The sequence below is a fragment of the Micromonospora orduensis genome (assembly GCF_006228125.1).
GTDB lineage: Bacteria > Actinomycetota > Actinomycetes > Mycobacteriales > Micromonosporaceae > Micromonospora > Micromonospora orduensis.
This window is the reverse complement of the sequence record NZ_VDFY01000259.1, coordinates 1-18,885: the sequence shown is the minus strand read 5'-3', so window position 1 is coordinate 18,885 and position 18,885 is coordinate 1. Positions and strand designations below refer to the sequence as shown.

General features: G+C 71.9%; 17 protein-coding genes. 6 read left to right on the top strand and 11 right to left on the bottom strand.

Annotation, left to right across the window (positions count from 1 at the left end; all coding sequences use genetic code 11):
- The 4 genes from icmA to FHG89_RS28875 all read right to left on the bottom strand — a co-directional run.
- On the bottom strand, positions 1–1,686 hold a 1,686-nt coding region (gene icmA, locus FHG89_RS28890), incomplete at its 3' end, for an acyl-CoA mutase large subunit family protein (protein WP_139587569.1).
- A 95-nt stretch (positions 1,687–1,781) separates the two neighbouring features.
- On the bottom strand, positions 1,782–2,192 hold the full coding sequence (locus FHG89_RS28885) for an Asp23/Gls24 family envelope stress response protein (RefSeq protein ID WP_139587568.1): 411 nt from the start codon (positions 2,190–2,192) through the stop codon (positions 1,782–1,784).
- Between the two features lie 94 nt (positions 2,193–2,286).
- A complete protein-coding gene (gene meaB, locus FHG89_RS28880; RefSeq protein WP_139587567.1) occupies positions 2,287–3,291 on the bottom strand; it encodes a methylmalonyl Co-A mutase-associated GTPase MeaB in 1,005 nt (334 codons plus the stop codon).
- Complete coding sequence (locus FHG89_RS28875) at positions 3,288–4,487, bottom strand: acetyl-CoA C-acetyltransferase (protein ID WP_139587566.1); 1,200 nt, start codon at positions 4,485–4,487, stop codon at positions 3,288–3,290. Before FHG89_RS28875 ends, meaB begins: the two co-directional genes overlap by 4 nt.
- A gap of 63 nt (positions 4,488–4,550) precedes the next feature.
- Between FHG89_RS28875 and mce the strand changes: the two genes are divergently transcribed.
- From mce to FHG89_RS28845, 6 genes are all read left to right on the top strand, one after another.
- Complete coding sequence (gene mce / locus FHG89_RS28870) at positions 4,551–5,027, top strand: methylmalonyl-CoA epimerase (RefSeq protein WP_139587565.1); 477 nt, start codon at positions 4,551–4,553, stop codon at positions 5,025–5,027.
- A gap of 347 nt (positions 5,028–5,374) precedes the next feature.
- On the top strand, positions 5,375–6,730 hold the full coding sequence (gene ccrA, locus FHG89_RS28865) for a crotonyl-CoA carboxylase/reductase (RefSeq protein ID WP_139587571.1): 1,356 nt from the start codon (positions 5,375–5,377) through the stop codon (positions 6,728–6,730).
- 287 nt (positions 6,731–7,017) lie between these two features.
- On the top strand, positions 7,018–8,283 hold the full coding sequence (locus tag FHG89_RS28860; protein ID WP_139587564.1) for a DivIVA domain-containing protein: 1,266 nt from the start codon (positions 7,018–7,020) through the stop codon (positions 8,281–8,283).
- Positions 8,284–8,460: 177 nt separating this feature from the next.
- Entirely contained in the window at positions 8,461–10,569 is a 2,109-nt protein-coding gene (locus FHG89_RS28855) for a hypothetical protein (protein WP_139587563.1), read from the top strand.
- Between the two features lie 329 nt (positions 10,570–10,898).
- Entirely contained in the window at positions 10,899–11,081 is a 183-nt protein-coding gene (locus FHG89_RS28850) for a DUF397 domain-containing protein (RefSeq protein ID WP_244295961.1), read from the top strand.
- Positions 11,082–11,096: 15 nt separating this feature from the next.
- The gene (locus FHG89_RS28845; RefSeq protein WP_425280236.1) at positions 11,097–12,302 is read left to right on the top strand and encodes an AI-2E family transporter; all 1,206 of its coding nucleotides are present in this window, start codon (positions 11,097–11,099) and stop codon (positions 12,300–12,302) included.
- 4 nt (positions 12,303–12,306) lie between these two features.
- On the opposite strand, the gene FHG89_RS28840 is transcribed toward FHG89_RS28845, so the two are convergent.
- From FHG89_RS28840 to FHG89_RS28810, 7 genes are all read right to left on the bottom strand, one after another.
- The gene (locus FHG89_RS28840; protein WP_139587561.1) at positions 12,307–13,104 is read right to left on the bottom strand and encodes an alpha/beta hydrolase; all 798 of its coding nucleotides are present in this window, start codon (positions 13,102–13,104) and stop codon (positions 12,307–12,309) included.
- 80 nt (positions 13,105–13,184) lie between these two features.
- Entirely contained in the window at positions 13,185–13,508 is a 324-nt protein-coding gene (locus tag FHG89_RS28835) for a hypothetical protein (RefSeq protein ID WP_208761152.1), read from the bottom strand.
- A gap of 64 nt (positions 13,509–13,572) precedes the next feature.
- Positions 13,573–14,661 carry a hypothetical protein gene (locus FHG89_RS28830; protein ID WP_139587559.1) on the bottom strand — a complete coding sequence of 363 codons (1,089 nt, stop codon included), beginning with the start codon at positions 14,659–14,661 and terminating at the stop codon, positions 13,573–13,575.
- The gene (locus tag FHG89_RS28825) at positions 14,658–15,152 is read right to left on the bottom strand and encodes a SigE family RNA polymerase sigma factor (RefSeq protein WP_139587558.1); all 495 of its coding nucleotides are present in this window, start codon (positions 15,150–15,152) and stop codon (positions 14,658–14,660) included. Before FHG89_RS28825 ends, FHG89_RS28830 begins: the two co-directional genes overlap by 4 nt.
- A gap of 40 nt (positions 15,153–15,192) precedes the next feature.
- The gene (locus tag FHG89_RS28820; protein WP_139587557.1) at positions 15,193–16,983 is read right to left on the bottom strand and encodes a 3-hydroxyacyl-CoA dehydrogenase family protein; all 1,791 of its coding nucleotides are present in this window, start codon (positions 16,981–16,983) and stop codon (positions 15,193–15,195) included.
- Between the two features lie 126 nt (positions 16,984–17,109).
- Positions 17,110–18,183 carry an alpha/beta fold hydrolase gene (locus tag FHG89_RS28815; protein WP_425280235.1) on the bottom strand — a complete coding sequence of 358 codons (1,074 nt, stop codon included), beginning with the start codon at positions 18,181–18,183 and terminating at the stop codon, positions 17,110–17,112.
- Positions 18,184–18,292: 109 nt separating this feature from the next.
- Positions 18,293–18,709, bottom strand: coding sequence for an FHA domain-containing protein (locus FHG89_RS28810; protein WP_139587555.1), 417 nt, complete (start codon positions 18,707–18,709; stop codon positions 18,293–18,295).
- Positions 18,710–18,885 lie beyond the last annotated feature (176 nt).

The window sequence follows — 18,885 nt, the reverse complement described above, 5'->3', positions numbered from 1 at the left end:
GAAGCGGGCGGGTTCGCGGTAGGTGCCCCACTCGGCGCGCAGGGCGTCGCAGATCTCGCCGAGGGTGGCCTCGGCGCGGACCGCGTCGAGCATGGCGGGGATCATGTTCTCGTCGGTGCGGCTGGCCTCGACCATCCGGGCGACCGCGGCCTTGACCGCGGCGTCGTCCCGTCCGGCCTTGCGCTCGGCGAGCACCCGGCGCTGCTCCAGCTCCACCTCGTGCGAGATGCGCAGGATCTCCAGCTCCTTGGCGACGGTGCCGGTGTGGCAGTTGACGCCGACGATCTTCTTGTCGCCCTTTTCGAGGGCCTGCTGGTAGACGAACGCCGACTCGGCGATGTGCCCGGTGAACCAGCCGTCCTCGATGCCGCGCAGGATGCCTGAGGTCATCGGGCCGATCTGGTGCGGCCCCTCCCCGCCGAGCTGCCGGATCCGGGCGAAGATCTCCTCCGCCTCGGCCTCGATCTTGTCGGTCAGCGCCTCGACGTACCAGGAGCCGCCGAGCGGGTCGGCGACGTTCACCACGCCGGTCTCCTCCATCAGCACCTGCTGTGTACGCAGGGCGATCTCGGCGGACTCGTCGGTGGGCAGCGCCAGGGTCTCGTCGAGGGCGTTTGTGTGCAGCGAGTTGGTCCCGCCGAGCACCGCCGCGAGGGCCTCCACGGCCGTGCGTACGACGTTGTTGACCGGCTGCTGGGCGGTCAGCGACACCCCGGCGGTCTGGGTGTGGAACCGCAGCCACAGGGCCTTCTCGCTGGTGGCGCCGTAGACGTCGCGCAGCCAGCGGGCCCAGATCCGGCGGGCGGCGCGGAACTTGGCGATCTCCTCGAAGAAGTCGAGGTGCGAGTCGAAGAAGAAGCTCAGTCCTGGCGCGAAGACGTTCACGTCCAGCCCGCGCGACAGGCCCAGCTCGACGTACCCGAAGCCGTCGGCGAGGGTGTACGCCAGCTCCTGCGCGGCGGTCGAGCCGGCCTCGCGGATGTGGTAGCCGCTGACCGACAGCGGCTTGTAACGCGGGATCTCGGCCGCGCAGTACTCCATCAGGTCGCCGATGAGGCGCAGGTGCGGCTCCGGGTCGAAGAGCCATTCCTTCTGCGCGATGTACTCCTTGAAGATGTCCGTCTGCAGGGTGCCGTCCAGCTTGGACAGGTCGGCGCCCTGCCGTTCGGCGGCGACCAGGTACATGCAGAACACCGGCACGGCTGGGCCGGAGATGGTCATCGAGGTGGTGACGCCGGCCAGGTCGATGCCGTCGAAGAGCGCCTGCATGTCGGTGGCCGTGTCGATGGCGACGCCGCAGTGCCCGACCTCGCCGAGCGCCTGCGGGTCGTCCGAGTCGCGGCCCATCAGCGTCGGCATGTCGAACGCGACGGACAGGCCGCCACCGCCGGCGCCGAGGATCATCTTGTAGCGCTCGTTGGTCTGCTGGGCGTTGCCGAAGCCGGCGAACTGCCGGATCGTCCAGGTCCGTCCGCGGTAGCCGGTCGGGTACAGACCCCGGGTGTACGGATACTCGCCGGGCCAGCCGATCCGCTCGAAGCCCGGGTACGCGCTGCCCTCCGGCGGCCCGTAGACCGGTTCGACAGGCATCCCGGAGAGCGTGGTGAAGTCGGCGTCACGCTTGCGCGCGGCGTCGTACCGGGCCTGCCAGCGTGCCCGTCCGGCGTCGATCTCGTCGGCGTCCATGCGCAGGGCTCCTCCTCGGGTCCTCGACTGCCCATCGAGTGTAGAGCCCCGACCTGAACGATCGCTAAGTCACGTCGTACCGGCGGGTAACCAGGTCAGGCGGTCGGAGCCGCGGGCGCGCCCATCGCGACGTCGTCGACCCTGATGTTCACCTCGTCGACCCGCAGCCCGTACGCCTCGACGGCCTCGGTGACCCGGGCCCGCACCTGGCCGGTCACCTCGGGCACGGGCTGGCCGGCCTGGATCACCAGCACCAGGTTGATCACTGCGGCGTCGCCGGACACGTGCGCCGAGCAACCCCGCCGGGCGTCGCCCACCTGGTCCAGCCCGACCCGGTCGAGGACCGCGTTGAAGAACCGGGCGACGTCCCCACCCATCTCGGCCACACCGGGCACCGAGCTGGCGGCGGCGACGGCGATCTTCTCGATGACCTCGTCGGAGACCTTCGTCGTACCGCCGGCCGGGACCGACGCCGCGGCCAGCTCCTGCGTCGCCTCGTGTTCCATGCCCACTCCCCTGCTCATCGCGCCGGGCCCCACCGCCGGGGGCGGGTGCGAGCCTACAAGGGCGAGGCGTCGACGGAGTGTCCCCGGTGGACGGTCAGCGGGCGAGCTGGGCGAGCAGGGTGTCGGCCGCCGCGTACGGGTCGAGCGCGCCCTCGGCCACCCTGGCGGCGAGCGTCGACAACTCCGTACCGTCGCGCAGTGAACCGATCCGCGCGCGCAGGACGCCGAGCGCGATGGCCTCGATCTCGGCGGCGGCCCGCGCCTCCTGCCGGCGGCGCAGCTCGCCGTGCTCGACCAGCCAGCCGCGGTGCTTGTCGATGGCGGCGGCGATGTCGTCGATGCCCTCACCCCGGGCGGCGACCGAGCGGACGACCTGCGGCCGCCACTGCCCCGGCCCACGCTCACCGAGGGCGATCATGCCCTGGATGTCGCGGACGGTGGCGTCGACGCCGTCCCGGTCGGCCTTGTTGACCACGAAGACGTCGGCGATCTCCAGGATGCCGGCCTTGACCGCCTGGATGGCGTCACCCATGCCGGGGGCGAGCAGCACGAGCGTGGTGTCGGCCAGCGAGGCGACCTCCACCTCGGCCTGCCCGACGCCGACGGTCTCCACCAGCACCACGTCGCAGCCGGCGCCCTCCAGCACCCGGACCGCCTGCGGCGTCGCCGCGGCCAGCCCGCCGAGGTGACCCCGGCTGGACATGGACCGGATGTAGACGCCGGGATCGGTGGCGTGGTCCTGCATCCGCACCCGGTCGCCGAGGATCGCGCCGCCGGTGAACGGGCTGGACGGGTCCACCGCCAGCACACCGACGCGGTGTCCGCGTGCCCGCAGCGCGCGGACCAGCTCGTTGGTGGTCGTCGACTTGCCCACGCCTGGCGAGCCGGTCAGCCCGACCACCTGGGCCTGCCCGGCGTACGGCGCGAGCGCGGCAGCGATCTCCGGCAGCAGCGCGTCGCCGTTCTCCACCAATGTGATCAGGCGGGCCACCGCGCGGGGGTCACCCGCGCGGGCCCGCTCGACAAGCATCGGTACGTCCCGGCTGCGGCGCACCGATCCGGTGGCCGCCGCCGGGAGGTTCTCGACCGCTTCGCTCACTGGTCAGCCGCTGCGCTTTCCGGCACGTGGATGATCAGCGCGTCGCCCTGGCCACCGCCACCGCACAGCGCCGCGGCGCCGGTGCCGCCGCCGCGCCGCTTCAGCTCCAGCGCGAGGGTGAGCACCAGCCGGGCGCCGGACATGCCGATCGGGTGGCCCAGCGCGATGGCGCCGCCGTTGACGTTGACCTTGTCCGCGCTGATCCCCAGGTCCCGGGTGGACTGGATGCCGACCTGCGCGAACGCCTCGTTGATCTCGACGAGGTCCAGGTCCTCCACGCTCAGGCCGCCCTTCTTCAGGGCGTGGTTGATCGCGTTGGACGGCTGCGAGTGCAGGGAGTTGTCCGGGCCTGCCACGTTTCCGTGCGCGCCGATCTCGGCCAGCCAGGTCAGGCCCAGCTCCTTGGCCTTGGCCATGCTCATGACGACGACGGCGGCAGCGCCGTCGGAGATCGGCGAGGAGCTGCCGGCGGTGATCGTGCCGTCCTTGGCGAAGGCGGGACGAAGCTTGGCCAGCGACTCGACTGTGGTGTCCGGGCGGATGCCCTCGTCGTCACTGATCACCAGCGGGTCGCCCTTGCGCTGCGGGATCAGCACCGGGGTGATCTCCTCGGCGAAGTGGCCGTTCTTCTGCGCGGCGGCGGCCCGCTGGTGGCTGGCCGCCGCGAAGGCGTCCTGCTCCTCGCGGGAGATGCCGTGCTTCGTGCCGAGCCGCTCGGTCGACTCGCCCATCGAGCAGCAGTCCCAGGCGTCGCTGAGCCCGTCGTGCGCCATGTGGTCCTTGACCACCACGTCGCCGTACTTGTAGCCGGAGCGCTGGCCCATCAGCAGGTGCGGGGCGTTGGTCATCGACTCCATGCCACCGGCCACCACTATGTCGAACTCGCCGGCCCGGATCAGCTGGTCGGCCAGGGCGATGGCGTCCAGGCCGGAGAGGCAGACCTTGTTGATGGTCAGCGCGGGCACCGACATCGGTACGCCGGCCTCGACCGCCGCCTGCCGAGCCGGGATCTGGCCGGCGCCGGCCTGGAGCACCTGCCCCATGATCACGTACTGGACCTGGTCCGGGCTGACGCCGGCCCGCTCCAGGGCCGCCTTGATGGCGACGCCGCCGAGCTTCGTGGCCGGAAGGTCCTTGAGGTTGCCCAGCAGCCGCCCCATCGGGGTGCGCGCGCCGCTGACGATCACCGAAGCCATGCCTGCCTCCGAGGGGGGGTGCCGAGCTGTACGCCTTAACGATTGTTCGGCCAGACTAGCGCCATGACTGAGAACTCCCCCGTCGAGCCCGGTGCGGACTACGTCACAGACATCGGGCTTCGCAAGATCGACCACGTCGGGATCGCCGTGGCCGACCTGGACGCCGCGATCGACTTCTACCAGCGGACGTTCGGGATGCGCTGCGTACACGTCGAGACCAACGCCGAGCAGGGCGTGCGGGAAGCGATGCTGGCCGTCGGCCCGAGCACCGAGGGTGGCTGCGTGCAGCTGCTCGCCCCGCTCACGCCGGAGTCGACGATCGCGAAGTTCCTGGACCGCAACGGGCCGGGCGTGCAACAGGTCGCGTACACCGTGGCGGACATCGACGCGGCCTGCGCGGCGCTGCGCGAGCGGGGCGTACGGCTGCTCTACGACGAGCCGCGGCGCGGCACGGCGGACAGCCGAATCAACTTCGTGCACCCCAAGGACGCGGGCGGCGTCCTGGTGGAGCTGGTGGAACCCGCTTCCACGCCGCACTGACCGTCCCCGCCGCTCGCTCGACGTGGCGTCGCCGATGTGGCGGTGTCCGCACTCCCGCGACACCGCCACATCGCCGAGATGGCGACGATCAGGCGGCGACCACCCCGGCAACCGGCCGCGCGAGCACGTCAGTGCGCGGTTCGAGCGGTCGCCGGACAGCTTCACGCATCGGTCGATGCAGTTTTTCACAGAGGACTTCCGGCTTTAGCTACCGTTCAGTAACGTCCCGGCCCACAGGAGCGCGACCGGTGCCGGATGTGTCGAATGCCGACATGGCGGTCGTGCCCACCGGCGCCGACGATGGCAGCACCCGGGCCCGTGCGGGTGCGGACGAACCGGAGGTCACCGTGCAGGACATCCTCGAAGCGATCATGGCGGCGGAGGAATCGAACGATCCGGACCGCGAGCTGGCCGGCGTCGCCGGGCTGCCCGTACCGGAGAGCTACCGGGGTGTCGTCGTCCGCGCCGAGGAGTCGCGGATGTTCGACGGCATGGCCACCCGGGACAAGGACCCGCGCAAGGCGCTGCACGTGCAGGAGGTGCCGACGCCGGAACTGGCGCCGGGCGAGGCGCTGATCGCGGTCATGGCGAGCGCGATCAACTACAACACGGTGTGGACCAGCATCTTCGAGCCGCTGCCCACGTTCAAGTTCCTCCAGCGCTACGGCCGGGTCTCCGAGCTGACCCGCCGGCACGACCTGCCGTACCACGTGGTCGGCTCGGACGCCGCCGGCGTGGTGCTGCGCACCGGCCCCGGGGTCACCCGCTGGGCGGCCGGCGACGAGGTGGTCGCGCACTGCCTCTCCGTCGAACTGGAGGACGCGGCCGGGCACGACGACACCATGCTCGACCCGCAGCAGCGGATCTGGGGCTTCGAGACCAACTTCGGTGGGCTGGCCGAGCTGGCCGTGGTCAAGGCCAACCAGCTGATGCCCAAGCCACGCCACCTGACCTGGGAGGAGGCGGCGAGCCCGGGGCTGGTCAACTCCACCGCGTACCGGCAGCTCGTCTCGCACCACGGCGCCAACATGAAGCAGGGCGACGTGGTGCTGATCTGGGGCGCGTCCGGCGGCCTCGGCGGGTACGCCACCCAGATGGCGCTCAACGGCGGCGCGATCCCGGTCTGCGTCGTCTCCTCGCCGGAGAAGGCCGAGCTGTGCCGCAGCATGGGCGCGGAGCTGGTCATCGACCGGGCCGCGGAGGGCTTCCGCTTCTGGAAGGACGAGGAGACCCAGGACCAGGACGAATGGCGGCGCTTCGGCGAACGGATCCGTGAGCTGACCGGCGGCGAGGACCCGGACATCGTCTTCGAGCACCCGGGCCGGGAGACCTTCGGCGCGAGCGTCTACGTCGCCAAGAAGGGCGGGACGATCGTCACCTGCGCGTCCACCAGCGGCTTCGTCCACCAGTACGACAACCGCTACCTGTGGATGCACCTCAAGCGCATCGTCGGCAGCCACTTCGCCAACTACCACGAGGCGTGGCAGGCCAACCGTCTGGTGGCGCTCGGCAAGGTGCACCCGACGGTGTCGCGTACCTACCCGCTGGAGCAGACCGGCCAGGCGGCGTACGAGGTGCACCGCAACGCCCACCAGGGCAAGGTCGGGGTGCGCTGCCTCGCCCCCGCCGACGGGCTCGGTGTCCGGGACGGGGAGATGCGGGCCCGGCACGAGGACGCGATCAACCGGTTCCGGGGGCACTGACCGGGCCACCGTCCGGACGGATGAGCAGCGGATGGCCAATGCGGTGATCGGGCCATTGTTCTTCCGCCCCCATTAGCGCGACATCGCTTCGGATCGAACAAAGGGCCACGGGACGTCCCCGTGGCCCTTTTCCATGTCACGCTGCGTGGCGTCCGTCCCGCCCGGGACCTGCCAAGATCGGCGATTGGTCCGGCATCGCCGAACGCGGGAGTTGACCATGTAAAGAGGACACGAAAGCTTCGTACCGCTCTTGCGAAGCACCCTGGGGCGTCTGCCAGTATGTCCCAATGCCCCAGCAGCAGTCCTCCCCTCTCGCGTTCTTCGATAACGCGAACTCGCAGCCAGATTTCACCGTTGGCCTGCGCGGATACAACACTCACCAGGTCGATGACTTCCTCGGCCGGATGACCGCCGCGCTGACCCAGTCCGAGCAGGCCCGCGCCGAGGCCGAGCAGCGGATGAACGACGCCCAGCGTCGTCTCCGCCAGGCCGAGCAGCGCATGAGCGCGCTGGAGCAGAAGCTCGCCGACACCAACAAGCAGCTCGAAGAGAACAGCCGGCCCACCCTCTCCGGGCTCGGCACCCGCGTCGAGCAGATCCTCCGGCTCGCCGAGGAGCAGGCCAACGACCACCGCAACGAGGCCAAGCGCGAGTCGGAGGGCATCCTCTCCGCCGCCCGCCTCGAGGCGCGCGAGATCACCGACAAGGCCCGCGCCGAGGCCGCCGCGATGAAGGCGAGCGCCGAGCGCGAGGCCGGTAACCTGCGCACCGCCGCCGAGCGCGAGGCCGCCGAGGTCCGGGTGCAGGCCCGCCGCGAGGCCGACACCCTGCGCGCGGACGCCGACCGTGAGACCAAGCAGCTGCGTACGGTCACCGCGCACGAGGTGGCCGAGCTGAAGTCGACCGTGGAGCGGGAGGTCGCCACCCTGCGCGCCACCGCCGAGCGGGAGATCACCCAGCAGCGGGCCAAGGCCGCCCGCGAGGCGGAGGAGAAGCGGGCCGAGGCGACCAAGCTGCTCACCGACGCGCGCGACAAGCGCGACAAGGATCTGCAGGCCCTGGAGCTTCAGCTGGCCGAGCGCCGGGAGAAGGCGGAGCGCGAGGAGTCCGAGCGGCACGCCGCCCAGGTCGCGCAGACCCAGAAGCTGGTCAGCGAGGCCGAGCAGCGGGCGCGGGCAGCGCAGGAGCGGGCCAAGGAGATCGAGCAGCGCGCCGAGGCCCGTCGGGTCGAGTCGGAGCGCAACGCCGCCGAGACGGTCGACAAGGCCAAGGCCCTGTCGGAGAAGACGCTCAACGAGGCCAAGGCCGAGTCGCAGCGCCTGCTCACCGAGGCCCGCACCGAGGCGGAGCTGACCACGCAGGCCGCCCGCCGCGAGGTCGAGGACCTCACCCGGCAGAAGGACGCGGTCACCTCGCAGCTCGGCCAGATGCTCTCCGGGCTCGCCGGCATCGTGCCCGGTGTGCCGGCGTCGGCCGCTCCGGCGGCCAAGCCGGCGGAGGTCAAGAAGGCCGAGGGCGGTCAGGACCGGGTCACCGCGGAGACCGCCGGCTGACGCCAGGCGTCAGGTCGGGGCATCGACGGCGCGAGGTGACACCGGGTAACCGGTGTGACCTCGCGCCGTATGCGTTTCCCAGCCCTTGGCATTCCGTACCGGCATTGGAGTGAACTAGCTCCCACAAGGGGCGTCCGTATCGCCCCAGCCGGGGGCGATGCGTGTGAGGATGGGGGCATGTCGCACGGCGAGGAACTGTTCGCTCTCGGCGGGGACGTGACGACGGAGCCCAGCTTCGAGTCCGCTCTGCGGGGGTACGAGAAGAAACAGGTCGACAGGTACGTCGCGCGTGCCGAGCACGAGATCGCGACCCTCGCCGCCGAACGGGAACAGGCCTACACACAGATCCACAAGCTCGCCGGCCAGGTCGAGGTGCTGCAACGCGACCTCACCCAGGTCCGCAAGCAGATGAACGTGGTGGACCGGGCATCGTTCCGACACCTGGGCCCGCGGGTCGAGTCGATCCTCACTCTCGCCGAGGAGCAGGCCGAGCAGATCCTGTCGGCGGCCAACGAGGAGATCGAGGCCCGCCGTACCGCCGCCGAGCACATCGTCGAGGAGGCCCGCGAGCAGGCCGCGCGGGCGTTGAAGGACTTCGAGATCGCTCTCGCCGCGCGGCGCGCCGAGGAGGATCGGCACAGCAACGCGCGGCGCGCGGAGGCGGAGGCGACGCTCCAGTCGGCGAAGGACGAGTCGGCGAAGCTGCGCAAGGCGGCCCAGGACGCGTTGGCGAAGGCCCAGCAGGAGGCCACCCAACTGCGGGACACCGCCAAGGAGATCCACACCCGGGCCCAGCAGGAGGCCACCAAGCTGCGCGAGACCGCCCGCGAGGCGTTGGCCACCGCCCGGCAGGAGGCCGGCGAGCTGCGCGAGGCCGCCAAGGAGGTGCACGCCAAGGCGCAGCAGGAGGCCAAGCGGCTCACCGACACCGCGACCGAGGCCGGTCGGGCCACCCATGCCAAGGCCCAGCAGGAGGCCAAGCAGATCATCGACGACGCGTCGATGGCGGGCCGGGCCACCCGGGCGAAGGCGCAGCAGGAGGCGGAGCGACTGACCACGCAGGCCACCGAGTCGGCCAAGCGCAGCCGGGCCGAGACCGAGGCGTACGTGCAGCGCATGCGCACCGAGACCGAGGCGTACGTCAAGCACGCCCGCGCGCAGACCCAGCAGGAGCTGGGCGCGTGGCGGGCCGGGGTGGAGCAGGAGGTCAACTCCCGGCGGGAGGCGGCCGACCGGGAGCTGGCCCAGCGGCGGGCCACGGCCGAGCAGGAGTACGCGAAGCGCCGCGACGAGCTGGACAAGCAGCACAAGGCCCGCCAGCAGGAGTTGGAGGCCGGGTTCGCCAGCCGCCAGCAGGAGCTGGAGTCGGGCTTCACGGCTCGTCGCGACGAGCTGGAGAGCGAGTACTCCACGCGTAAGGACGCCCTGGAGACCGAGTACTCCACCCGCAAGAACGAGATCGAGCAGGGCGCCGAGGCGATCCGCCAGGCGGCCGAGCGGGACGCGGCGGCGATGCGCCAGCGCGCCGAGTCGGAGGCCGCCGAGCTGCTGAGCCGGGCCGAGACCGAGGCGGGCGACAAGCGCCGCAAGGCCGACGAGCACGTGGCGGCCTCACGTCGCCAGTTCGAGGAGTACGCGGCCACCACCCAGCAGCACCTCGCCACCACCCAGCAGCACCTGGCGGCCACCCAGCAGGAGGCGGCGGCCGGCCGGCAGCAGCTCGCCCAGGTGATGTTGGAGATCGCGCAGGCCCAGCAGCAGCTCGCCGACCTGCGGCAGGAGACGTGGAAGTCGCGGCAGGAGTCCGACGAGCTCCAGCGGCAGATGGCCGACCTGCGGTTGCAGAGCACCGCCGGCCCGCTGGACGGCCCGACCGCGCCGGACACTGGCGACGGTGCGAGCCGGAGCGCGGCGGACGACGGTGATGACGGCGTGACCGTCTCCGACGCGGCGACTGTCGAGGCGGGCACGTCGCCCGGGTCGGGTGCGGCCACCGGCCTCAAGACCGAGCCAGCCGACACCCGGCAGCCGGTGAACGCCGGTGCTGCGAGTGCCGGGCAGTCCACGACCCGGCCGGTCGCCGAGCCGGTGACCACCGTCGACGGAGGCGCGGCCAGCGCCGGGGTGGACGGGGAGCCGACCGTGGCCGCCGTGCCGGGCGTGGGTGGTCGGGACGCCACGCCAACCAAGATCACCAGCACCGGTGAGAACGGCACGCGGCCGAGCAAGCCGACCACCGACGAGCGCAGCGCCAAGCCCAGCAAGGTCACCATCGAGAAGGACTGACGGGTACGCCGCCGGCGCCGACCCGCGCGACCATCGAGATCTTGGACAGTTTCCGTTACGCGTCGACGGGAACTGTCCAAGATCTGTTTCTGTGTCGGATGGCGCCGGGTGGGGTCCAGCCCGCTGCGACGAGCGCCCGCCGGACGGTGTCGGCGACATCATCGACACGGGTACGTACGGGTGGGGCGGCAGCCTCGAAACCCAGCTTGCCGGAGTCGTGGTTGACGGCGATGGTGACGTAGCTACGCTGCTTTCACGATGGGAGAGGGTTCGAAATGAAGCTTCTCAAGCCGGCACTCGATTCACCTCGTGAGGGAAGCGGTGGACTCATTCACCTGAGTGGCGCAGTCTGGCGCACCTCCACTCGCAGCAACAGCGAGTGCGTCGAGATGGCGGACAATCCGCCCGGCATCGTGGGCGTACGGAACAGCAAGGACCCGACCGGCCCGGTGCTGATGTTCGCGCCGGCCGCGTGGCGGGCGTCCGCTGCCGCCGGTCGTCCGACGGCCTGAGCGGGGAGGCCCCTGGTGCCGCAGCACGACCCGTCGGCCGACGACCCGGACGTGGCCCCCGGTCCCCCGCCGGCCGACCAACCACCGACCGACCCGACGCCGGCCGAGACGCCAGCACCGGTACCGGTTCCCGCCCCGGGCATCGACCCGGACGAGCCGCCCGCGGTCCCGTCCGGCAAGTTCGGCACTCCAGGGCGTCCGCTGCGGCGCAGCAGCTTCCTGATCGGCTTCACGGGCGCGTTGGGCGTGCTGCTGGCGTACACCCTCTATCTGGGGATTCGTAACGCCGGCGGCATCCTGGTGCTGGTGGTGATCGCGCTCTTCCTCGCGGTCGGCCTCAACCCGGCGGTGGTGCGGCTACGCCGCTGGGGTGTGCCGCACGGCCTGGCGGTCGCGGTGGTCGCGTTGACAGTGGTGCTGCTGCTCTGCGGCGGCGTGGTGGCGCTGGTCCCGCCGATCGTGACGCAGTCCGGGCAGTTCATCGACCAGATCCCGAGCCTGCTCGACGAGTTGCGCCGCAATCCGACGGTCAACGACCTGGTGGAGCGGTACGACGTGGTCGAGCGGGTGCAGGGCGCCGCGAACGCCGCGACGATCGGTCGGGCGCTCGGCGGGGTGCTCGGCGGCGCTCAACTGATCTTCGGCACGGTGTTCCGGACGCTTACCGTGCTGGTGCTGACCATCTACTTCCTGGCGTACTTCAACCGGCTGCGGTCCCTGGGCTACGCGCTGGTCCCCCGGTCCCGGCGGGAGCGGGTGCAACTGATCGGCGACGAGATCCTGACCAAGGTCGGCGCGTACATGGTCGGGGCGCTGAGCATCGCGGTGCTGGCCGGCGCGACCACCTTCGTGTTCGCGTTGATCGTCGGGCTGCCGTACCCGTTCGCGCTGGCCGTGGTGGTCGCGGTGACCGACCTGATCCCGCAGATCGGCGCCACCCTGGGCGCGGTGATCGTGAGCCTGGTCGGCTTCGCCGCCGACCTGCCCACCGGCATCGCCTGCGCGGTGTTCTTCCTCATCTACCAGCAGGTGGAGAACTACCTGATCTACCCGAAGGTGATGCGACGCTCGGTGGAGGTCAACGAGGTGGCCGCCCTGCTGGCCGCGCTGCTCGGGGTGGCCCTGCTGGGCGTGGTGGGCGCGTTGATCGCCATCCCCACGGTGGCGGCGCTGCAACTGATCCTGCGCGAGGTGGTGCTCCCCCGCCAGGAGCGGCGCTGAGGCCTCAGTCGCCCGGCTTCGGCACGGGCGTGTCGGCGAAGGCGGCCACCGTCAGGTCGGCGTACGCGCTGACGTCGCCGGACTCCATCGGGCCGTCCCAGGTGGTCGGCAGCGGCACCTCGACGGCCGGGTTGACCCGGCGGACGATCTCGTCGAGCACGGTCTCCGCGTCGCCCACCCAGAGGTGCTTGGCGCCCGGCACCCCGACGACCTCGGCCTGCGGCACGGCGGCGAACCGCTCCCGGGCCTCCGCCGGGCGCAGGTAGTCGTCGAACTCCGGCACCAGCGCCACCAGCGGCCGACCGGCGTCGGCCCAGACGGACAGGTCGTCCGGTGTCGAGAAGCGCAGCGGCGGGGAGAGCAGGATCACCCCGGCGACGGCCGGATCGCACCCGTGCTTGAGGGCCAGGTCGGTGCCGAACGACCAGCCGACCAGCCAGATGTTCGGCAGTTCGGCGAACTCCGCGTACTCGATGGCGGCGGCCACGTCGAACCGCTCGCCCACCGCGCCGTCGAAGGCCCCCTCGCTGGTGCCGCGCACGCTGCTGGTGCCCCGGGTGTTGAACCGCAGCACGGCCAGGTCAGCCAGCGCGGGCAGCCGCCAGGCCGCCTTGCGGAACACGTGGCTGTCCATCATTCCGCCGTGCGTGGGCAGCGGGTGCAGGCAGACCAGGGTGGCGACCGGCGGCCGGTCGGCCGGCAGGGCCAGCTCGCCGACCAGCCGCAGACCGTCGGCGGTGTGCAGCTCGATGTCCTCTCGGCGACCGGGCAGGATCGACGACGCGCGGATCGGTGTGCTCACCCGTCAAGTCTGTCGCGAAGTCGCCGCCGCCGCCCGTCCAGGCGGTAACAGGGTGATCCAGGTCGCTCAGCGCGGGTCGGTCAGTAGCGCGGAGTGCTCCGGCCGCGCTGCACCGCCGGGCCGCGCCGCTCCCGGGCACGCCAGCAGCCGCTGTGCCAGTGCCGCCGATCGGTCAGGTCGCCGAGGCCGTCCGCCGGCCAGGCCACCAGGTGCGCCACCCCGGGTCGGATCTCCTGGTCACAGCCGGGGCAGCGGTACGTCTTGACCGACGCGCCCGCCCCGATGCCGCGTACCTGCCAGGCGCCGTCGGTCCACTGCTGCACCGAGGCGACGCCCTGCCGGACCCGGTCGGCGTCCAGGTTGGCGTTCTCATCCCGGCGAGGGCGATTGCGACGGGGGCTCACAGTCACCAAGCGTACGTTCCGTCGGACGGACCAGCCCTGCGGGCGGGCCGTCCGACGGCTGCGCTCACTTCCAGCTCTGTGGCCGCGTCGGGTCCTCGACGACCCGCGCCCCCGCCAGCACGGTCGTCGCGTCGGCCTCGGTGAAGCCGCTCGACGCGCCCGGCTTGGCGCCGATCGGCTGCCGGCCCTCCCAGCCCCAGCCGAAGGTGGCGCTCACCACCGTCCTGGGGATGCCGAACAGATCCAGGGTCGTGCCGTCCTCGGAGAGATGCGCGGGCCGGCCAGCGATGGTCCGGTTCCCCTCGGTACGGGTGCCGGCCCCGCTCGCGTAGCGGTAGTTCACGAACATGACCTGGGTCGTCGCCCGCCCAAGGGTGAAGTCCGAGGTGACCAGTCTCGGGTACGAGCTGACGTCGACCGAGCAGGAGTTGATCGGCGCGCCGGCGGGCAGGGTGTCGAGCCGCAGCGGCACGGCGCACGAACGGGCCTCGTTCCAGCGCAGCGCCCCGACCGCCTGCTCCAGCCCGGCGCGGTCACCCCGCAGGATGACGGCACGGGCGTACAGACCCGGCGCGGGATGCCACGACGTGACCATCCCATTCGCTCCGCCGTTCACCGGGTGGATCGTGCCGTCGAAGGTCTGGGGCCCCGGCCCGACCGCGTCGACCTGGACGTTGCCGAACGAGACGCTGGTGGACAACTCCGGCGTATGGCTCACCTCGACATGCACCGGTTGGTCGTCGCGCACGCTGAGCCGTACCGACTCGGCGTTGCCCCGGATGACCGACCAGCCCAGGTAGCGGGCCCGGGCCGGGTCGAGGCCGAAATGCAGCACGTTCGGGTCGCTGCCGACCAGCGCCGGGTCGGCGGCGGCCCCGGGCACCCCGTCGACCCTGGGCGGCACCGGCGTGGCCCCGGTCGGCGTGGTGGCGGTCCAGGGCAGGCGGCCGGTCAGCCCGTCGAGGCCCGTCCCGGTCACCCCCACGACGCCGAGCGCGCCGACCAGGGACAACGCGGTGCCGGCGGCGACCCGGCGGTGAAGTTGGCGGCGGCGGCCGCGGGCGCGGGACGCCCGCAGCAGCCGGTTGGTGTCGACGTCACCCTCGGCACGCTCTCGCAGGGTCTGGGCGATCTGTTCGTCGAGGTCGATCACGGCCGGCTCCCGTTCTTGGCCGGGACGCCGCAGCGCTCCCGGAGGTTCGCGAAGGCCCGCATCGCGTGGGTGCGGACGGTGACCGGCGAGCAGTCCAGGATCTGCGCGATCGTCGCGTCGTCGAGGTCCTCGTAGTAGCGCAGCACCAGCACCGCCCGCTGGCGGTCGGGCAGCCCGAGGATCAGCCGCCACATCTCGTCCCGGTCGGCCACCTCGCCGCCGAGGTCGCCGCGCTGCGGTCGGTCGACGACGGTGTCGACGGCCAGCTCCCGGCTCGACCGGCGGCGCCACCAGGAGTTGTTGGCGTTGACGAGCATCCGGCGCACGTACACGTCGGGACGGTCGGCCCGGGAGATCCTGCGCCAGTGCACGTACGCCCGGGACAGCACGTCCTGGGTGAGGTCCTCGGCCCGGTGCTCGTCGCCGGTCAGCAACCGCGCCAGCCGGACCAGGGCCGGGCCGCGGCTGGCGACGTACTCCTCGAAGGTCACATCCCTCAGACGCGGCCGGGACCCTCCGGCGTTGACCCGGTCAGCGGTGCGAGTGGTCGCGGAAACCGCGGCGGGTCTTGCGGCCCAGGTAGCCGGCGGTGACCAGGTGCTCCAGCAGCGGCGCGGGCGCGAAGCCCGGCTCGCGCAACTCCAGGTACAGCTCCCGCTGGATGGCCAGCGAGACGTCCAGGCCGACCACGTCGAGCAGCTCGAACGGGCCCATCGGGTAGCCGCAGCCCAGCTTCATCGCGTGGTCGATGTCGTCGGCCGTGGAGTAGCTGGCCTCCAGCATCTTCACCGCGTCGTTCAGGTACGGGAAGAGCAGCGCGTTGACGATGAACCCGGACCGGTCGCCGCAGACCACGCCGGTCTTGCCGAGCGCGGCGCAGACCGCCCGGGCGGTGGCGGTGGCCTCCGGGGAGGTACGGATGGTGCGGACGACCTCGACCAGCGGCATGACCGGCGCCGGGTTGAAGAAGTGCAGCCCCACCACGTCGGCCGGCCGCTGGGTTGCCATCGCCACGTCGATCACCGGCAGGGACGAGGTGGTGGTGGCCAGCACGACGCCCGGCTTGCAGATCTCGTCGAGGCTGGCGAAGAGCGCCTTCTTCACGCTCAGCTCCTCCACCACGGCCTCGACCACCAGGTCGACGTCGGCGAGGTGGTCGAGCGTGGCGGACCAGCTGATCCGGCCGAGCGCGGCGTCCCGGTCGGCCTCGGAGAGCTTGCCGCGCACCACGCCCTTGTTCAGCGACGTCTTCACCGCCTCGCAGACCTTCGCGGACTTCTCCGCGCCCCGGGTCACCGAGACGACCTCGTAGCCGGCCTTCGCGAACACCTCGATGATCCCGGTGGCCATCGTCCCGGAACCCACCACGCCCACCTTGGCGATGGCGCGCGCGCCGTCGGCGAGCGCGCCGTCCGTGGTCGGCGGCGTCGCCTCATCGGGTACGACCACCGGGGACCCGGGCCGTTCGTAGGTGTAGAAGCCCCGGCCGGACTTCCGGCCGAGCAGTCCCGCGGTCACCATCTGCTTGAGCAGCGGCACCGGGGCGTGCCGGCGGTCCCGCCCGCCGCGCCGGTACATGGTGTCCAGGATCTCGTACGCGGTGTCCAGGCCGATCAGGTCCATCAGTGCCAGCGGGCCCATCGGCAGGCCGCAGCCGAGTTTCATGGCGGCGTCGATGTCTTCCCGGGTCGCGTAGTGCGACTCGAACATCCCGACGGCGTGGTTGAGGTAGCCGAAGAGCAGCGCGTTGGCGATGAAGCCGGCCCGGTCGTTGATGGTGACGTCGACCTTGCCGAGCCGGGCGCAGAGCGCCTCGACGTCGGCGACCACCTCGGGCGAGGTGACGACTGTGCGGACCACCTCGACCAGCTTCATCACCGGAGCCGGGTTGAAGAAGTGGATGCCGATCACCTGGTTGGGCCGGGTGGTGGCGACCGAGATCTCGGTGACGCTCAGCGACGAGGTGTTGGTGGCGAGGATGGCCTCAGGCCGGCAGACCCGGTCCAGCTCCGCGAAGATCCGCTGCTTCAGGTCCAGGTGCTCGGGCACCGCCTCGATGACCAGGTCGACGGAGTGCAGCGCGTCCAGGCCCACCGCGAAGTGCACCCGCTCGTGCAGGGCGTCCCGCTCCGCCGCGGCCAGCTTGCCCTTGGCGACCGCCCGATCGGTGGAGCCGGTGAGGGTGGCCCGGCCGCGTTCCAGCGCGGGCTCGGAGATTTCGACCGCGACCACGTCGATGCCGTTGCGGGCGAAGACCTCGACGATGCCGGCACCCATGGTGCCCAGCCCCACCACACCCACGGTGCTGAACTCGCGCGCCACGACCGGCCTCCCCAGACACTCCGTACGGCCACTGAACGGCCGCTAAGGTTATGCGCGCGAGTCTGCCACGTGACGCACGGTTGTCGAGACGCCGTGGCATATTTCACCCACCGCGCCACAGCTCCGCTACGCGGCGGGCACGTCGGTCAGAGCCAGCAGCTCCGCGACGAACTCCGCCGGGCGTTCCAGGTGTGGACTGTGCCCGCAGCCGGGCAACACCACCTCGTGGTACGCGCCGCCGGCCGCCGCGTACCGCTCCAGCACCGCCCGGGTCTGGCCGACCATCGGCTGCGGCGGGCAGTCCTCCTTGCCGGGCCAGCCGGGCACCACGCCCAGCGAGCCCAGGTACGCCAGGTCGAACAGCGAGGTGTCCGACACGATCACGTCGGCGTCCCCGCGTACCCAGGTGACAGGCGGCTTGTCGGCCACGGCGACCAGCTCGTCGGCGAGCCGGAACCAGGTCGGGGCGAGCGCGTTAAGCACGCCCCGCTCCCCCGGCGCGACGCCCGGCCAGTTCTCCGACGGCACCGACGTGCCCGGGTAGTTGTCGTCGCCGGTCTTGGTGGAGAGCAGGCTGTCCAGCAGCAGCTCCTCGTCCGTGCCGAGCGCCCCCGGGTCCGCCACGTAGGTGGCCCGCAGCACGGCACGGGGGCTGGCCTGCGCCTCACCGCTGCGGTCACCGGCGGCGAGCCGGGCGACGAAGTCCGGGTTCGCCGTACCGGCGCCGGTGCCGGCGAAGTCGGGGGTGGTCGGCGTGCCGGCCAGGTCCCGGGTGCCGCCGAAGCCGTACGGGGAGACCGGCGCGGCGAGCAGCAGCGCGCGTACCCGCTCCGGGTGGTCGACGAGCAGCCGCATCGCCACGCCACCGCCGAGGGAGTGCCCGACCACCACCGGACGCGCGGCCCGGGCGCCGAAGAGCGCGGGGTCGTCCAGCAGGGCGGCCACGTCGTCGACGAAGTCCCGCAGGCCACGGGTGGCGTTCACCGGCGCGGTCCCGGTGTCGCCGTAGCCGCGCAGGTCCGGTGCGACGACCCGCAGCGTCGGCGGCAGCCGCCGGATCAGCGGCTCCCAGAACAGCGAGGACGAGCAGTTGCCGTGGATCAGCAGCAGGGGCGTGCCGTCCGGCGGGCCGGCGACCCGTACCGCCTGGGTGATGCCGTTGGCCGTGACGGTCCGCTGCTCGATTTCCATCCGCGGCATGCTGCCACGGTGGTACGCGCGGGTCCAGGTGCGTCAGCCCCACTCGGCGCTCCCGCCCGGTGTGGCGGTCAGCCAGGTGCGGCACCCCCTCGTCGCGGTGTGCGACCGATCAGCGCCGGGCGGTGGGTGGCGCGGCCAGCGGCAACGGCAACGTCGGCCGGACGTCGCGTCGGGGCGGGCCGAACCGGAGCCCCACCGGGTCGGTGTGCGCGACCCCCGGGTCGAACAGGCGCAGCTCGGTACGGCCGATCCGGATCACGTCGCCGTCGGAGAGCCGTTCGGTCCCGGTGATCCGGCGGTCGTTGAGCCAGGTGCCGTTCGTCGAGCCCAGGTCGCGCAGCGACGGGCCCTCCGGGGCCAGCCACACCTCCGCGTGCCGGCGGCTCAGATGCGGGTCGTTGATGACCACGTGACCGGTCGGTGCCCGCCCGATCACCTGAGGGTCGGCCCGCAGCCGAAAGCTCGCCCCGCGCATCGGCCCACCGGCGACCGTCAACAGCGGCATCAGTTCCGGATATTCCTCCATGGACAGTCAGCCCTCCACCCCACACCGTCACTCCGCGCGTCAGCCTGCCATCAGACGGTAATCGTCACTACCGACCGGCCGGTCAGCTCCTCGTCACCTCCCGGCCACCTGCCGTTCGACGATTCGGGCGGCCGAGATTTGATACCCGGGGCCTGACCTGCACTGATCAACGAGCG

What these genes read in the sequence shown, in the direction of transcription:
- FHG89_RS28885 (WP_139587568.1), bottom strand. Translation starts at nt 2,192, where the DNA reads ATGGAACACGAGGCGACGCAGGAGCTGGCCGCGGCGTCGGTCCCGGCC.
- FHG89_RS28875 (WP_139587566.1), bottom strand. Translation starts at nt 4,487, where the DNA reads ATGGCTTCGGTGATCGTCAGCGGCGCGCGCACCCCGATGGGGCGGCTG.
- mce (WP_139587565.1), top strand. Translation starts at nt 4,551, where the DNA reads ATGACTGAGAACTCCCCCGTCGAGCCCGGTGCGGACTACGTCACAGAC.
- FHG89_RS28860 (WP_139587564.1), top strand. Translation starts at nt 7,018, where the DNA reads ATGCCCCAGCAGCAGTCCTCCCCTCTCGCGTTCTTCGATAACGCGAAC.
- FHG89_RS28855 (WP_139587563.1), top strand. Translation starts at nt 8,461, where the DNA reads ATGTCGCACGGCGAGGAACTGTTCGCTCTCGGCGGGGACGTGACGACG.
- FHG89_RS28815 (WP_425280235.1), bottom strand. Translation starts at nt 18,183, where the DNA reads ATGCCGCGGATGGAAATCGAGCAGCGGACCGTCACGGCCAACGGCATC.
- FHG89_RS28810 (WP_139587555.1), bottom strand. Translation starts at nt 18,709, where the DNA reads ATGGAGGAATATCCGGAACTGATGCCGCTGTTGACGGTCGCCGGTGGG.